The organism is Neobacillus sp. SAB-20_R2A, from assembly GCF_049568635.1.
GTDB lineage: Bacteria > Bacillota > Bacilli > Bacillales > Cytobacillaceae > Neobacillus > Neobacillus citreus.
In genome coordinates this window covers 5,302,521-5,318,462 of the sequence record NZ_CP145895.1, presented here as the reverse complement: position 1 = coordinate 5,318,462, position 15,942 = coordinate 5,302,521, and the positions used below count along the sequence as shown (strand labels likewise).

Here is a 15,942-nt window from a genome sequence, read left to right as displayed (position 1 = left end):
ATTGATATCTATATATTAGGTTGCAGGGGCTGTCTTAATCAATTAAGACAGCTTTTTTATTAAGCCTTTTTTCAATGACCTGATTATCACTTGGGGCCTAATATACAGTAAATAAATAAGGAAAGCGAATCTGGGGGTATAAAGTTTTCACCTTCCGTCATCTCTCTGTTTCTCCCTAGAATGGTAATTGTAAGCGTTTTAGCTTATAGAAGGGGAAGGAGATGGAAGTAGATGAGAATGAGAGATTCAAAACACAAGCAGCAAGATTTCCAGCAAGGAAAACAGTATCCTAAAAAAGAGGGGAAGCGTTATGGAAAACGGCTCACCGCATTAACATTAACAGCGGCTTTGACGGTGCCATTAACCATTGTACCACCTGATACAGTTAGCCCGAAAACGGCATTGGCAGCTTCAAGCACAGCCACTTCTGCAGGCGTGCAGGACCTATCAACTCGTGCCGCACAGCTAGAGAGTGACGCTCGAGCAATAGGGATCCCGCTTTTCTTGTTTGAAAACGGCATCCCGAAGACGTTTAAAACAGACAACGGGGCAGCGCTCGAACTGGATGGCCACCACTCAAAGGACGGCCAACACTCGCTAAAATGGAACTACACGAGCGGCTCAAAATTAATCGTCAATGAGAAAATTGGATTTACTCCATTTGTCCCTAACAATCAAGACCAATCAATCAAGTCATTTGTCGTCTGGGTCTACAATGAAAAGCCCGTAAACGACACTGCTACCTTTCAATTTGGCCGAGGCAATCACGTTGACAGCTGGTTTGACATGAACCTGAACTTTACAGGATGGCGGACCGTCTGGGTATCATTTGAACGTGATATGCAAGGAATACCGCACCCGCACATGAACCGCATGACCGTTGTTGCACCTAAATCCGAATCAGGGACATTGTATTTTGACTCCATGATGCTATCAACTCCAATTGACCCGCGGCACCACACCCCGGATGCTCAAGTACCATTTGTGAATCCGGACGTGATGGAAGCAGCAAACGCCCATTGGCTTGGTCTCCTGAATTATTCCAAGCTTACACCACCAGAACCTCAAACCAATGTAACCGAAGAAAGCCTGGCTGGTATCCGCCAAATCGAAACAAAATTCACAGAGTTACTTTTTAAAAAGCAAAAGGTAACAGATACACTGCTAGCTGACATTCGCAGCCGCTATGCGTCATTCGGAATATCCCGTGATGAATATGGAATACACGGTGCTTCCCTGTTTATGCCGCACTTTGACCAGGCTCCGGCGGCCATAAAACCGGATTTTAAAGAGCTTAGCAATACAGCCGATCTTAGGGCTTTCACTGACTTCATGGATTTAGTAGCTAACACGTATCTGTCTGCCACGGATGAGACGACCAAAAATGAGCTTAAACAAATGTATATCGACTTGTCCGATCATTTGGCCGATCAAGGCTGGGCCGACGGAAGCGGGCAAGGAACGATGCACCATCTCGGCTATAATATCCGCGGGTTTTATTCATCCGCCTTCCTGATGCGGGATGTTTTAAAAGAAGCCGGTCTTCTGGAGCGGACTCAAAAAGCTCTGTTTTGGTTAAGTGGTGCGGGAAAAATTTATACACCTAAAGAAGAGGTTATCAGCAATATCGACATCCTAAACACCACCTTAAATGGAATGCTGGCCAGTATCCTTGTCCAGGAGGATTCGAAGGGAAAAATAAGAGATATGGAAAGCTTCACCTCTTGGCTGTCACAAGGACTTCTTCCGGCAAATGGATTAGATCCTGCCTTTAAGAAGGACGGCTCTGCCTATCATCATGATAATCATTACCCGGCTTATGCAAAGGATGCCTTTAACGGCGTGACACCGATTATGTATGTTTTATCAGGCGGTCCTTTCAGAGTCAGCGAGGAAGCCCATGCAACATTGAAAAAGGCATTGATGTCGATGCGCCTGTATTCAAACAAAACCCAGTGGCTGATCAGTGTAGCCGGGCGACATCCGGATGGAAAAGGTGCGTTAGCATTGCCTCCTTATCGGTATATGGCGTTAGCGGGATCTCCAGACGGAAAAGAGCCGATTGACCATGAAGTGGCGGCTGCTTATTTAAGGCTCATCGACAAGGATGATACATGGTCTAAGCAGTTCAAGCAGCAGGGTATTACGGCAGAGGCAGCACCAACCGGATTTTGGTCGATGAATTACGCCAATCTTGGCATTCAAAGACGGGACAACTGGCTTGTCGGTGTAAAGGGCTTTAGCCGTTATTTGTGGGGGAATGAAACCTATCAGGATGCCAATTTATATGGACGCTATATGTCCTATGGCCAAATGCAAATTATGGGTGCCTCTAATCACCGGGACAGCGGCTATGTGCAGGAAGGCTGGGATTGGAACCGCTGGCCGGGGACCACGACGATTCATCTGCCATTTGACAAATTGCGTTCTGATGTCCGAAACGTCGACCGTTTTAGCGGCATCGAAGAAATGCTGATTTCCGATGAGACGTATTCTGGAAGCTTGAGTCTCCAAGGACAAAATGGGATGTTCGCCATGAAGCTGCATGAGCATCCAAAATATGATGGAACCCATCGGGCACGAAAATCCTATTTCTTCTTTGACAATCGAATTGTTGCCCTTGGTTCGGATATTGAAAATAATAACAGTGAATATCCAACCGAAACGACACTGTTCCAAAATTACATGGAAACAGAAGCGGAGCCGGTGTGGATGTCCAACACAGGCGCGATTTCCGCATTCCCTTATCAAAATCAGCTCGCACTCACCCAAGATGCATGGCTAATTGATAATAAGCACAATGGTTTTTATGTACCGTCTGGACAAACGATTTCCTTTACAAGGTCATTGCAGCAGTCCAAGAACCAGAAGGACGGATCAGACACGTCTGGGAATTTTTCAACTGCTTGGATAGATCATGGAAAAGCACCAAAGGACGGAAAGTACCAGTATGCCGTTTTGGTGAATACGAATGAAAACCAAATGGCCGATTTTGCTTCCTCCATGAAAGATCCCGGCATGGCCCCTTACACGGTCCTCCAGCAGAATCGGTTCGCCCATATCGTTCAAGACCGTCTAACTGGGATTACAGGCTATGCCTTGTTTGAAGCAAACGACTCTATCAACCAAGGAATCGTGCGAGGCGTCGATACCCCATCGATGGTGATGACGAAGATGGATGGAGAAAAGTTAGTCCTTAGCGCGGTTGACCCTGATTTACGCTTATACGAGGGTACCGAAGCGGACCAATATGATGAGAATGGTGTGCAAAAGGAGGTCAGTATCTATTCCCGTACATGGCGCCATGCTGAAAGTATCATGCGCCCGATGAAGCTGACTATTGAGGGGGAATGGACACTTGCTTCAACAGATTCCCGCATTAGAATTCTCTCATCTGAGAACGACCGTACCGTAATAGAGTTTGATAGCAAGAATGCACAGCCACTAGAAGTTGTCCTGCAGCCAAAATAAGACGAGGGGACGGTTCTTCTGCTTTTGAAGCAGAAGAACCGTCCCCATGCATCATGATATATCCTTAATCAAATCAAACAGTCGTAGTTCGTTGACTTCGGTGATGATTTCTTTGGTGCTGTTTTTGTCGAATTTTTTCAACAGGCTGCTGATTTGCTTCTTGATGGTTTCGACTTCGACGGCGCGGATGTCAGCAATTTCCTTGCGCTTTAGGCCGCTGCAAAGCATTTTTAAAATCTCCAGCTCCGATTGGGTCAGGTTGGCAATAATCTTAAAAAAGTGCGTTAATTGATCCTCTGATTTTTTGATACGGGCAAACTCCGTTCTAATTTTTTCTGCAATAATCGGCCGGATGGGCGATTGGTTGTTGTAAGCCGAATAAATCGCTTCAATGATTTCTTCCTTTGGGGCCGCTTTCATTAAATAGTCGACGATGCCGGTTTGAAAGGCGGCAAAGACAATATTATTATCCTGGTGAACCGTCAGCATAATGATTTTTGTATCGGGTAGAATCTTATGAATCTCTGAAGCTGCCTTAACCCCCGCCATTTGACTCTCCATTTCAATGTCCATCAAAACAATATCCGGTTTCTTAATGGCCGCATAGGCCACAGCCTCATAGCCGCTTTTGGCAGAAGCTGCAATTGAAAGGTTGTCCACACTGTTGATGATTCTTTCAAGCCTTCTGCGATGGGCTTCCATGTCGTCTGCTATTAAAATATGAATATTTTCCACGAAAATACCTCCCCCCAGATACGGGGTATATTTTATACCCTTTTTACCAGTGGCAATAGAATATCAAACTGTGTATATTTACCTACTTCACTTTTAACCTCAATCTTGCCGCTGTGTGCTGTGATAACTTTGTGGCAGAAGGATAAGCCAATTCCCCAATTGGTGATGCTTGGCTTTGTAGAGAAGAAGGGGGTGAAAATTTCTTCCACGTGATCCGCTTCAATTCCTGGTCCGTTGTCCCGAATCGAAATCGTACCCCACTGATCTACATAGTTTACACTGATCCAGATAGACCCGCCAACATTAGAAAGAGCCTCCACCGAATTTTTAAGGATATTATTGAGCACCTCGTAGATGTATTCTTCATCCATGTAGACAAGGATGCTAGAATTTGTTTTCTCAAAATGTATTTCAACATCCTTCAAACTGGAATGAAACCGTTGAATCGCCCTTTCAATAGGGATATCGAGCGGAACGGCCTTAATGTTCAACGTGATCTGCTTCAGCTTATCATTCGCTTGATTAATGCTTTGGAACGACTGCTCGCACGATTCGGTTATCAGTTTAAGGCTGTACAGCGCATCTTCATCATCTGCGAATTTCTCCTGTAAATATTCGGCCTCAGAGCGAATTGCCAGCAGATGATTTTTGATGGCATGGGTGAATGCCCGAAGCCCTAATGAGGCAGTGTCAATTTTCTTCTTGGTAATGATATTGATGTTGGAATAGCGCGCTTCGTTCGCTTTGAATTTGTAAATATTATAAAGCATGATGCCGATTGCCCCAATGACCAAGAGCGGGAAAAAGCGGTATTCCATTAAAAACAAATTAATCGAAGGCTGGACATAATTGATAAAGCTTTTACTAAAGGTGATTCTGACAAAGTTGGAGGGTGCCCAGTAAAAAATAAACAGGTGTACAAAGGTTAATGGCAGCAAACTAATAGAGATATAGAATGTATGATCTCGAATCGACCTTAATTGGTAATATCGGATGTAATGGTACAAAAATAAGGCAAGGCTGACAATCAGATAAGTGTCATTCAACACTTGAAAGACAATATCGCCCGTTCGGCTCAACTGCTCATACAGGACCATCTTATCTGCCTGAAATGCTAATTCCTGAAGCATCAGATTAAGACTTGGATCGTAAAAAAGAAACTGAATAACCCCGACAATCCCTAGTCCCAGGTAAACAAAACGCAATCTAGGGTGGCTCCTGAGACTGCTGATGAACGAAATAGAAAAACTAAGGAAGGAAAAATAAAATAAGATAATCCCCAGGTTAAACAGCCGAATTAACGTATGTGCATCAAAGTTTCTCAGGACAAGGCGGTTCCAGGTTCCAGGACCAAAATCAATGAATTGATTGACCACATTATAGTAATAATTAAATTTTGATAAATAGAGGGTGAATGAAATATAGGCCAAAATCCACCCGATGGTTAACGTACATAAAAAGAAAATGGATCTGCTGCTAAGGTATTTATAGATAAAAAAGATTAAAAATACCATAAAAACTAGGCAGAGAAAGATCATGATCGTCACTCCCGGCTGCAAAAAGGGGGAAGAAAATTTTCGACTTATTTCGAAAACTGTAAACCCTTACACTGAGTATATAACAAACTATTAGAAATTTTAAGGGGGACAATGTATGAAAAAACGTTTTAGTTTAGTTGCTTTGTTGCTTTTATGTTTTAGCTTGATTGTTGGCTGTTCCAATGGCGACACAGAGAAAAGCAGTGCAAAGCCAAAAGAAGAAAAGAGTTCCAATGAAAAAGTTAGTTTGAAAATGGCCGTTTTCCCTGCAGATGAAGCTATTTTTAAACAAGGCTATGAAAATTTCAAAAAGGATCATCCGAATGTCGACATTACATTCGAAACCTTCCCGCAGCAGCAATATTATGAAAAAATCCGCATGCAGCTTTCTGGCGGAGAAGGCTATGACCTATTTACTGGTCAAATGGATAACATGGTAGACACAGGAATTCTGGCACCGCTAGATAAGTACATTAAAGACAGCGGCGTCGATGTTTCCGGATACGGGTCGATGTATGACACCTATAAATATGATGGAAAAGTACTCAGCCTTCCTTACCGTAAGTCCAATTGGATGCTCTACTATAACAAGACTTTATTCGATCAAAAAGGCGTTCCATATCCAAGCGATGATATGACGTGGGATGAGTTCCGTGAATTAGCCAAGAAGATGACAAGCGGCAGCGGAGAAAACAAAGTATACGGAGCATACCTGCAGCAATGGCCGCAAACTTGGTACATGGGTGCTGTTCAAAAGGGAGCATCGATTATTGATAAAGACCTGAAACCATTTAAGGATGCCTTGCAAACAAGGGTTGACCTTGAAAAGGACGGTTCGATCATGAAATGGTCTGAACAGGTTTCAACAGGAGCACATTATAATGCCGCCTTCCAAAAAGGAAATATTGCGATGAACATCATTGGCGATTGGCATGTTGCCCAGCTTCGTCAGGGGGAAAAAGAAGGAACCTTAAAGTTTGATTGGGATGTTGTGCCAATTCCGCATCCAGAAGGCGTTGCCAAGAATACTTCATTGGCATTGCCAGTTTCGATCATGATGAACAAAAATACGAAACATCCGAAAGAAGCATTTGAATTCCTGAAGTACATGACAGGTAAAGAAGGGGCAGAGCTTCTTGCTGGAGCAGGCTATTTAACTGGATATATGGACAAGGATGTTGAAGCGGCTTATCTTGGCGACGGTTCACAAAAGCCAAAGAACCTTCATTATTTCTTGGAAACAAAAGAATATCCAGAATACCCAATGTTACCAGGTGTGAAAAACGTGGTCGTTGAACAAATCTTCAAGCAAGAGGGAGAACTTGCATTAATTGGCCAAAAATCAGTTGATGACACCATCAAAGACATCACGAAACGAGTAAAAGACGAATGGGCAAGTAAGTATGGAGAAAAGTAATTAGCATCGAACTTGGCACTGCTCTAAGGTCTTCATACAGCAGTGCCAATTTTTTTAAAAGAAAGGATGAAACAGTATGAAGCCTGGTAAAGCTGTAAAATCGAAAGCGATTAGGCGAAATCGAATCACCGCTTATACCTTTCTTCTGCCAAATATTATTGGCTTCCTTGTATTTATCTTCGTTCCCGTGATTGCCTCCTTCTTTATGAGTTTCACCTCTTGGAACGGCTTTGGGAATATCGAATTTATTGGACTAGATAACTATAAACAGCTGTTGAAGGATGCTAATTTCAAAATTTCATTTATTAATAGCATCTTGTTCATGTTAATCTCTGTGCCGATTACGCTATTTATTTCGGTGTTGATCGCGATTGCCTTAAACCGGGGTATCCGCTTTGTCAAAGTGTTCCGGACGGCCGTTTTCCTGCCGTATGTCACAGCGACAATTGCTGTTGCAGCTGTCTGGCAGCTTATCTTTAACCCGTCAATGGGTCCGATTAACGGAACATTAATGAAGCTGGGGATTGACTCACCTCCCGGCTGGCTATCATCGCCATCCTGGGCGTTAATCTCCGTATCGATTGTCTATATTTGGCATTCAGTTGGCTATTATATGATTCTATTTTTAGCGGGATTGCAAAACATCCCAGATTATCTTTATGAAGCAGCCGAATTGGACGGTGCGGGACCGATTACGAAGTTTTTCCATATCACGCTGCCATCGTTATCTCCTGTATTGTTCTTTACCACGATTATTGGTGTGATTAACTCGTTTAAAGTATTTGATTTAATCTATGTGCTGACAGGGGGAGGACCGGGCCGGTCGACCCATGTGCTCGTCTACGACATTTACAATACAGCCTTTAAACAATTTGAGTACGGGTACGCCTCAGCGATGGCTTATGTATTGTTCTTGGTGATTCTAATCATCTCAATCATCCAATTTAGTGGACAGAAAAAATGGGTGAACTATTAACTATGACTAAACCGACAGAAAGGAGCGGAAGTATTGTATGAATATTGCCACTGAAGCTCAAGTCTATACACCAGAAGTAAAAAAGAAGAAAAAATTCGCGGTTGGTCAAGCCATTAAGTACATCGTGGTTATTTTAGTTTCCTTGACGATGGTCCTTCCGTTTGTTTGGATGCTGTCTGCTTCTTTGAAACTGGAAACGGAGATTTTCGGATTTCCCATCAAGTGGATCCCGGAAACCTTCCGCTGGGAAAATTACAAGGAAGTTTGGACGGCTGTGCCCTTCCATATTTATTACTTAAATACGTTAAAAATTGCCGTCATCACCACCATTTTGGTGATTATCAACAGTTCACTGGCCGGCTATGCGTTTGCGAAAATTAAATTTCCGGAAAGCAACCGCCTGTTTTTCATCTATGTGGCCACAATGATGATTCCATACCAGGTCATGATGATTCCGCAATTTATGCTGATGAAGCAGCTTGGCCTTGTGAATTCGCACTGGGCACTGATTATTCTTGGCGCCTTTAATCCATTTGGCGTGTTTCTGTTCCGCCAGTTCTTCCTATCAATCCCGGATGAATTGCTGGAAGCAGCAAGAATCGACGGCTTGAGTGAGTTTGGCATCTACTGGCGGATTATCCTGCCATTATCCAAACCGGCCATCGCGACACTCGTCATTTTCTCATTCATGCATTCCTGGAATGATTTCTTGGGACCGTTAATCTATCTGACATCGGATCATTTATACACATTGCAGCTGGGCATCCAGCATTTTATCACTGAGTATAACACCGAGTATTCCCTGCTAATGGCGGCAGCGGTATCGGCTGTTGTGCCAACCATCATTGTTTATTTCTTAGCACAGGATCATTTCATCAAGGGAGTTGCCAACACGGGAATCAAAGGATAAAGGAGCGAAATGATGAACAAAAAGCCTGCAAAAGGATTGTCTGTTCTGATCATACTGTCTTTACTCATTACCATGTCCGTCAATGTACCATTGATTTTTGCTGATGAAACTACTAATCGATTATTAAATACAGGATTTGAAGAAACCGAGGTGGCTGCGTCTGGTTGGGACCAATTAGGCGCAGCCAACTGGAGCGTGTGGAAGCCGACAGGCAGTCCGCTGGTGGCGATTTCCGAAGATGCTGGACACACGGGCAAGTATGGGTTGAAAATTTCAGCCGCACAATCTGCTAGGGCGGCCGTTTCCCAGGATGTACCCGTCAAAGGGGGAAAGACTTATCAATTAAGCACGTGGCTGAAGACTAACAATCTTGTCAGCAGCCAGGGTGCGAGGATGAGAGTCGTTACCTATGAGGGAAAGACACAGCTTGGTCTTCTTTACTCATCCCGATTGACTGGAACCAATGATTGGTCGCAAATCAAAATGGAAGTAAAGACTCCGGAAAATTGTGATAGCATCCGGGTACAGCTTTTCTTTGAAACGGGAACAGGAACGGCCATGTTTGATGATGTTTCGTTGAAATTGACCGATCCGGCCACGTCCATTTCGATTGAAAATAAGGACGTAACGATTAAAGAGCAGGAGACAGCTGTTTTGAATGCCAAAATGGAACCCGCTGACGCCAGCACGAAAATTTCTTGGTTTTCAAGCGACAATTCTGTTGCCACAGTGGATAACAACGGCAAAGTAACAGGAGTAAAAGCCGGCGAAACTGTGATTATGGCTATAACAGATAATGGCCTGACTGCCACTAGTACGTTCAAGGTTTTAAGAAATGACGCCCTTGAACGGCCAGCGATTGAACAATTGGAATTGTCTCCAAAAGAACTATCATTAACGGCAGGGCAGCTCCGCCTGCTGCAAACACAGGTTACTCCGGAAAATGCAGACGCCGGCCAGCTTGTCTGGACGTCCTCCAATGAAGAGGTCGCTTCAGTAAAGAATGGTCTTGTGGAAGCGAAAGCTCCGGGAACAACGGTCATTTCTGTTGCGACAGCTGATGGGCAGATTAAAAGTGAAAGTCAGGTCACTGTTACAGCTGCTGTCGTTGATGAATACGACAAGCTTCGTCATAAGTGGGAAAACCAAATGACCAGTCTCGACTACTACGATGCTTCGAATGAACGAATGAAGCAAATGGTGGCCAGTCAAACGAAATCGGCGGAGTCCTTATGGCGGACAATGGTTAAAAACAAAGACCGTTCCTTCCTTTGGTATGAGTCCAGAAGCACTGATAATTCAGCCGATATTCGCGACAACTACCGGAATCTGACGACCATGGCCAAGGCATTTGCTAATGAAAATTCGGCCCTTTATCGCAACCCGCAATTGTTAAAGGATATTGAGGATGCCCTAGAGTGGCTTTATCAAAATCGCTATAACGAGAATATTCAGCAGTACAGCAACTGGTGGCACTGGGAAATCGGCGTGCCGAATGAACTAAACAGCATCATGGTACTTTTATATAATTATTTGGATCAGGAAACGATTCACCGCTATCTGAACGTGATTGATCATTTCCAGCCCGATCCGACGAAATCAGGTGCGACGACTCCTAGTAATTACCGCGAAGCAGTCGGCGCCAACCGTATAGATGTCAGTAAGGTAGTTGGCGTACGCGGCGTTCTTGTGAAGGATGGTGCGAAAATCGCTGCAGCCCGCGATGCACTGAGCCAAACCTTTGAAAACGTGACGTCAGGCGATGGTTTTTATGAAGATGGTTCGTTTGTTCAGCATGAGGACGTTGCCTACACCGGTTCTTATGGAAATGTGTTAATCGAAGGGTTGACTGATATGCTTGATTTATTAAGCGGTTCGACCTGGGCTGTAACGGACCCTAATGTGTCCAATGTCTATGACTGGATTGAAAACGCCTTTGAACCATTCATGTATAAAGGCGCATTGATGGATATGGTCAGAGGAAGAGCGATTTCCCGCAGTTTCCTTCAGGACCATCAGGCCGGGCAAACGATTACCAAAGTAGTGATTAGGCTGGCGCAAATTGTACCGGAGCCGTATGCAGCGAAATATAAGAGCATGGCCAAATCATGGCTTCAGGAAGATACGTACCTAGATTATCTTTCAAGCTCCAGCAATTTCAAGGACATGGTCCTGGCCAAAGAGCTGTTGCAAAATCAAGACATCAAGCCAAGGGGCGAGCTTGATTACCATAAGACCTTCGCGTCGATGGACCGTGTGGTGAACAGAAAACCTGGCTACGCTTTCGGCATCAGCATGTATTCCAACCGGATCCAAAACTATGAAGATATGAATGATGAAAACCGCAAAGGCTGGTACACAGGCGAAGGGATGACCTATTTGTACAATGCCGATCTCGCCCAATACAGCCAAGATTTCTGGCCTACCGTTGACCCTTATCGGATGCCTGGAACGACCGTTGATACGATGAGACGGGCAGACGGGAGCGGGGAACATAATTCACCAGAGTCTTGGGTTGGGGGATCGACGCTGGACCGATTTGGTACAGCTGGTATGTCTTACAAAGCTTGGAATAGTACGTTAACAGCAAAAAAATCATGGTTTGTGTTCGATAACGAGATTGTTGCACTTGGCGCAGGAATCACAAGCGGGGATAACAGAACGATCGAGACGGTTGTTGAAAATCGGAAAATCCGTGACAACGGCTCCAACGAAATGATTATTAATGGCGAAAAACCAGACTTAACCGATGGGCAAAACCATACGGCTGAAGCCAAATGGGCATTCTTAGAAGGAAATGTGCCGGGGGCTGATATCGGCTACTACTTCCCTGAAGGAAAAACCCTTACCGTGAAAAAAGAACATCGGACTGGCGCTTGGAAGGATATCAATTATACCGAACCAGCGAAATCAATTACGCGTTCCTACGCCACAATGTGGTTTGACCACGGCGTAAATCCGGCAAACGACACGTACTCTTACGTGCTGTTGCCAGGCTTAACATCGGAACAAACAAGCGAATATGCCGCCCAGCCGGAGATTTCAATTTTACGAAATGACGTGGCCGTTCAAGCGGTGCAGGAGCTGAAGGGAAATATCATCGGGGCGAACTTCTGGCGGGATGAAAAACAAACAGTTGGACCGTTAACGGTTTATCAAAAGGCGTCGGTAACGATGCAGGAGATGGATGGCGTGCTGACACTGGCTGTTTCCGACCCAACAATGCAAAATACCGGCATGATTGACATTGATTTTGACGGAAAAGCCTTCGAGGTACTCGAAGCCGATGAACAGGTGCAGGTTGTGGAAACGAAGCCTTCCATTAAATTGAAAGTGAACGTCAATCAGGCACATGGAAAGTCCTTCACTGTCAAATTAAAAATGATTCCAAGTGTAAAAGGAAACAGTCCACATTCGATTAGATAAACCTAAGAAAAAAAGGAGCGAGACAAATGGAGAGTCAACAAAGACCGAATCTCATCTATATTTTTGCCGATCAATGGCGCCGTCAGGCTGTCGGCTATGAAGAGGAGGACCAGGTGATTACGCCAAATATCGATGCTTTTGCGCAGGAGGGGACGATTTTTTCCCATGCTGTCACCTGCTCTCCATTGTGTTCTCCTCATCGGGCCTCATTGCTGACGGGCAGGTACCCAAACAGCACGGGGGTCTATACCAATTGTAAGGTCGGCGCCGACGTTATGTTGAGTCCGGATGAAACTAGTATCAGCGATGTGCTCTCAGAGAACGGCTACCAGACGGCCTATATTGGCAAGTGGCATCTTGATTTGCCGGAATTAAACGTCACCGACAAGCCGGAATCCGGGGCATCCGGCTGGGATGCGTATACCCCGCCGGGACCGAAACGCCACGGCTTCCAATACTGGTATTCCTACGGGGCATGGGATGAGCATCTTGCTCCGCATTACTGGCAGGACAGTCCGGAAAAAATAAAAGTCAGTCAATGGTCGGTTGAGCATGAGACGGACCAGACCCTTAAGTATCTTCAACACCGGGATAAAGAGCAGCCGTTTGCCTTATTCTTATCGTGGAATCCCCCGCACAGTCCGTTTGATCAGGTGCCGGAAAAATACCGGAAGCTGTACGACAGGGAGCAAATAACCTTAAGGGAAAACGTAAACCAGGCTACCTTCTTGGTGCATACCGGAGAACTAGTGGATGGCGGCATCGAGGAATTAAAGGATAAGCAATTAAACTATTTCGCTGCCATCTCAGGTATCGATGACCAGTTCGGAAGAATTTTGCAATTTTTAAAGGAAGAAAATTTGGAGGAAAACACGATTGTCGTGCTGACGTCGGACCACGGTGAAATGATGGGGTCCCATGGCTTGATGGCGAAGCATGTGTGGTTTGAGGAATCAATCGGCGTTCCTTTTTGTGTTCGCTGGCCAGGGGTGATTCCGCAAACAAGAACGGAGCTCCTGCTGAACACCGTCGATATTATGCCGACCCTATTGAGACTGCTGGATTTGGAGGTTCCTAGTTCGGTAGAGGGGGAAGATCTATCCGGGTATATCCTGAACCGCCAGAGCGGCGGACCGAAGGAAGCGTATATCAGCGCCTATCCGGGCCGCAAGGAAGCGATTGAAGCGTTTCGTGAAGCAGGACTGGATAATCGGGAATTTGGCTGGAGAGCCGTTCGAACCCATGACTTTACCTATGTGATTCACCATGGCTATGCCCCTGGTGATAAATTGGTCCGTTTGCTATACGATTTGAAAAACGATCAATACCAGCTTCACCCTGAACAGATTGAAGACCCATCCGCCCATTCGGCCGCCTTGGTGCTTGAAGAAAAGCTGTGCCGCTGGCTGAACGACTTAAATGATCCTTTTTACAACAAACTTAGAGGTGTTATGAAATGACCGTATATGCTGCCGAAGTACGCAAGGAAGACATTAAAAATATCGAACGTTTTACGAAAGCTCCAGCAGTCGACCGCGCTTTTGTGGAAAAAGCCATTCAGCATGTGTTGGCTAAAATTGACCAGAGCTTAGATATATTCACAGACAAGTTTCCCGATTCAAACAGTGTGAATCTTGTCTACAAGCCAATCGAAAACGTGGAATGGACGACAAGCTTTTGGACGGGAATGCTGTGGCTCGCGTATGAGTACACCGGGGAAGAGAAATACCGGAAAGTGGCCGAAAAGCAGATTCAGAGTTTTAAAGAACGGCTCGAAAAACGAATTGAAGTTGACCATCATGACCTGGGCTTCCTCTACACATTAAGCTGTGTCAGTGCCTATAAGTTGACTGGCAATGAAGAAGCAAAGGAAATCGCATTAAAAGCAGCAGATTTGCTCATTACCCGCTATTACGATAAAGCCGGAATTATCCAGGCCTGGGGCGACCTTAACGATCCGAAGCAGCGCGGCCGGATGATCATTGACTGCAACCTGAACCTGCCGTTGCTTTATTGGGCATCGGAGGTAACTGGAAAGTCACATTATCGGGAAATGGCCCAGTCGCATGTCAAGCAGGCAGCCAAATATATTGTCCGTGAAGACGCCTCCACTTTCCATACGTATTACATGGATCCGGAAACAGGCGACCCATTGTACGGCAATACTCACCAAGGTTTTGCGGATGATTCGTGCTGGGCGCGCGGGCAAGCTTGGGGTATCTATGGGTTTCCGCTCAGCTACCACTATACAAGTGATTGGAGTCTAGTTGAGTTAGCGAAGAAACTGACAAACTATTATTTAAACCGTTTGCCGGAAGATGAGATTTGCTACTGGGATTTAATTTTTACAGAGGGTGACGAGGAGCGGGACAGCTCAGCGGCAGCGATTACAATCTGCGGCCTGCTCGAGATGGCAAAGCACATGCCGTTAACCGACCCGGAAAAACAAATCTATGAAAATGCTGCCTTAAAAATGGTGCAGTCACTATATGAAAACTATCGGACCGAAATCGACAGTGAGGCTAATGGAATCCTTAAGCATGCCGTCTACTACAAAGCCGGCGGCCGCGGTGTGGATGAAAGCTGCATCTGGGGCGACTATTACTATTTCGAAGCATTAATCAGACTTGTGAAAGATTGGAAGATGTACTGGTAAATCTTAATGATTTGAAAGGGGAAATGTTAGGATGGATGGCAAGCTTTATAAAACAATGGAGTTTATCATGAACGCGTTTTTGCTGAATGTACTTTGGCTGGTGATGTGCCTGCCCATCCTGACCATTTTCCCCGCCACTACTGCCATGTTTGGGGTGGTCCGGGAGTGGCAGAAGCAAAAAGATATTCGCGTCATTTCAGCTTATTTCCGTCACTTTAAAGGAAACTTTAAGCAAAGCTTCGTTCTTGGCATTTTATGGCTCGTCTTTACCTGTTTTCTGATCGGTGATTTTATCATCACCAATCAGATGAATTCGAGCCTAAAATACGCACTATTTGCGTTTTTTTTCCTATTAAGTATCGTTTATCTGTTTGCGTCGATTACGATTTTTCCTGTCATCGTTCATTACCGGGTATCTTGGAAAGACGCGATCAAGAATGCCATGCTGCTTTCGATTGGCAAGCTTCATTTCACGCTTCTTTCCCTTGTGATCATCGCCGGGGCGTTGGGGATTGTTTTTTACTTCCCAGCAGCTTCAATGTTAGTCTTTAGTGTTGCTGCCTACCTGATTTATGCCTTGGTATCAAAGGGGTTTCATACGGAGAGAAAAGTTCAAACTAATGGCCAGACAGCCGCTGTTTAACATTTCAATTTCATCATGAAAGAAGGGGCAATCATGTACCAGATTCTAGTGACAGGACATGGCGGATTTCCATCCGGTATCCAATCCGCTCTCCGCTATTTAATGGGGGACATCCGAATCTATCCATCTTAGAGCTTCCTGAAGGGATGACTCACGCACAATGATGTGCA

The 15,942-nt window shown here is 45.0% G+C and carries 10 protein-coding genes; 8 read left to right on the top strand and 2 right to left on the bottom strand.

What is annotated here, in order from left to right; genetic code table 11:
- Positions 1–231: 231 nt before the first annotated feature.
- Complete coding sequence (locus V5M37_RS26150; protein ID WP_423799801.1) at positions 232–3,471, top strand: chondroitinase family polysaccharide lyase; 3,240 nt, start codon at positions 232–234, stop codon at positions 3,469–3,471.
- A 51-nt stretch (positions 3,472–3,522) separates the two neighbouring features.
- Here V5M37_RS26150 and V5M37_RS26145 read toward each other — a convergent pair whose 3' ends face one another.
- The gene (locus V5M37_RS26145; protein WP_423799800.1) at positions 3,523–4,206 is read right to left on the bottom strand and encodes a response regulator; all 684 of its coding nucleotides are present in this window, start codon (positions 4,204–4,206) and stop codon (positions 3,523–3,525) included.
- A 32-nt stretch (positions 4,207–4,238) separates the two neighbouring features.
- Positions 4,239–5,744 (bottom strand): sensor histidine kinase, encoded by a 1,506-nt coding sequence (locus V5M37_RS26140; RefSeq protein ID WP_423799799.1) that lies wholly within the window; start codon positions 5,742–5,744, stop codon positions 4,239–4,241.
- A 115-nt stretch (positions 5,745–5,859) separates the two neighbouring features.
- Here V5M37_RS26140 and V5M37_RS26135 point away from each other — a divergent pair, with 115 nt between their 5' ends.
- From V5M37_RS26135 to V5M37_RS26105, 7 genes are all read left to right on the top strand, one after another.
- Positions 5,860–7,161 carry an ABC transporter substrate-binding protein gene (locus V5M37_RS26135; RefSeq protein ID WP_423799798.1) on the top strand — a complete coding sequence of 434 codons (1,302 nt, stop codon included), beginning with the start codon at positions 5,860–5,862 and terminating at the stop codon, positions 7,159–7,161.
- 76 nt (positions 7,162–7,237) lie between these two features.
- Positions 7,238–8,137, top strand: a complete 900-nt coding sequence (locus V5M37_RS26130) for a carbohydrate ABC transporter permease (protein ID WP_213144019.1) — start codon at positions 7,238–7,240, stop codon at positions 8,135–8,137.
- A gap of 37 nt (positions 8,138–8,174) precedes the next feature.
- Positions 8,175–9,047: a carbohydrate ABC transporter permease gene (locus V5M37_RS26125; RefSeq protein WP_213117518.1), complete on the top strand. Its 873-nt coding sequence runs from the start codon at positions 8,175–8,177 to the stop codon at positions 9,045–9,047.
- Positions 9,048–9,059: 12 nt separating this feature from the next.
- Positions 9,060–12,473 carry a polysaccharide lyase family 8 super-sandwich domain-containing protein gene (locus V5M37_RS26120; RefSeq protein WP_423799797.1) on the top strand — a complete coding sequence of 1,138 codons (3,414 nt, stop codon included), beginning with the start codon at positions 9,060–9,062 and terminating at the stop codon, positions 12,471–12,473.
- 26 nt (positions 12,474–12,499) lie between these two features.
- Positions 12,500–13,933 (top strand): sulfatase family protein, encoded by a 1,434-nt coding sequence (locus V5M37_RS26115; RefSeq protein WP_423799796.1) that lies wholly within the window; start codon positions 12,500–12,502, stop codon positions 13,931–13,933.
- Complete coding sequence (locus V5M37_RS26110; RefSeq protein ID WP_423799795.1) at positions 13,930–15,129, top strand: glycoside hydrolase family 88 protein; 1,200 nt, start codon at positions 13,930–13,932, stop codon at positions 15,127–15,129. Before V5M37_RS26115 ends, V5M37_RS26110 begins: the two co-directional genes overlap by 4 nt.
- A gap of 31 nt (positions 15,130–15,160) precedes the next feature.
- Positions 15,161–15,772, top strand: coding sequence for a YesL family protein (locus V5M37_RS26105; protein ID WP_423799794.1), 612 nt, complete (start codon positions 15,161–15,163; stop codon positions 15,770–15,772).
- Positions 15,773–15,942: the final 170 nt, after the last annotated feature.

Bases quoted from the DNA above. Each gene is read 5' to 3' on its own strand.
- V5M37_RS26120 (WP_423799797.1), top strand. From the start codon at position 9,060: ATGAACAAAAAGCCTGCAAAAGGATTGTCTGTTCTGATCATACTGTCT.
- V5M37_RS26125 (WP_213117518.1), top strand. From the start codon at position 8,175: ATGAATATTGCCACTGAAGCTCAAGTCTATACACCAGAAGTAAAAAAG.
- V5M37_RS26150 (WP_423799801.1), top strand. From the start codon at position 232: ATGAGAATGAGAGATTCAAAACACAAGCAGCAAGATTTCCAGCAAGGA.
- V5M37_RS26140 (WP_423799799.1), bottom strand. From the start codon at position 5,744: ATGATCTTTCTCTGCCTAGTTTTTATGGTATTTTTAATCTTTTTTATC.
- V5M37_RS26135 (WP_423799798.1), top strand. From the start codon at position 5,860: ATGAAAAAACGTTTTAGTTTAGTTGCTTTGTTGCTTTTATGTTTTAGC.
- V5M37_RS26110 (WP_423799795.1), top strand. From the start codon at position 13,930: ATGACCGTATATGCTGCCGAAGTACGCAAGGAAGACATTAAAAATATC.
- V5M37_RS26130 (WP_213144019.1), top strand. From the start codon at position 7,238: ATGAAGCCTGGTAAAGCTGTAAAATCGAAAGCGATTAGGCGAAATCGA.
- V5M37_RS26105 (WP_423799794.1), top strand. From the start codon at position 15,161: ATGGATGGCAAGCTTTATAAAACAATGGAGTTTATCATGAACGCGTTT.
- V5M37_RS26115 (WP_423799796.1), top strand. From the start codon at position 12,500: ATGGAGAGTCAACAAAGACCGAATCTCATCTATATTTTTGCCGATCAA.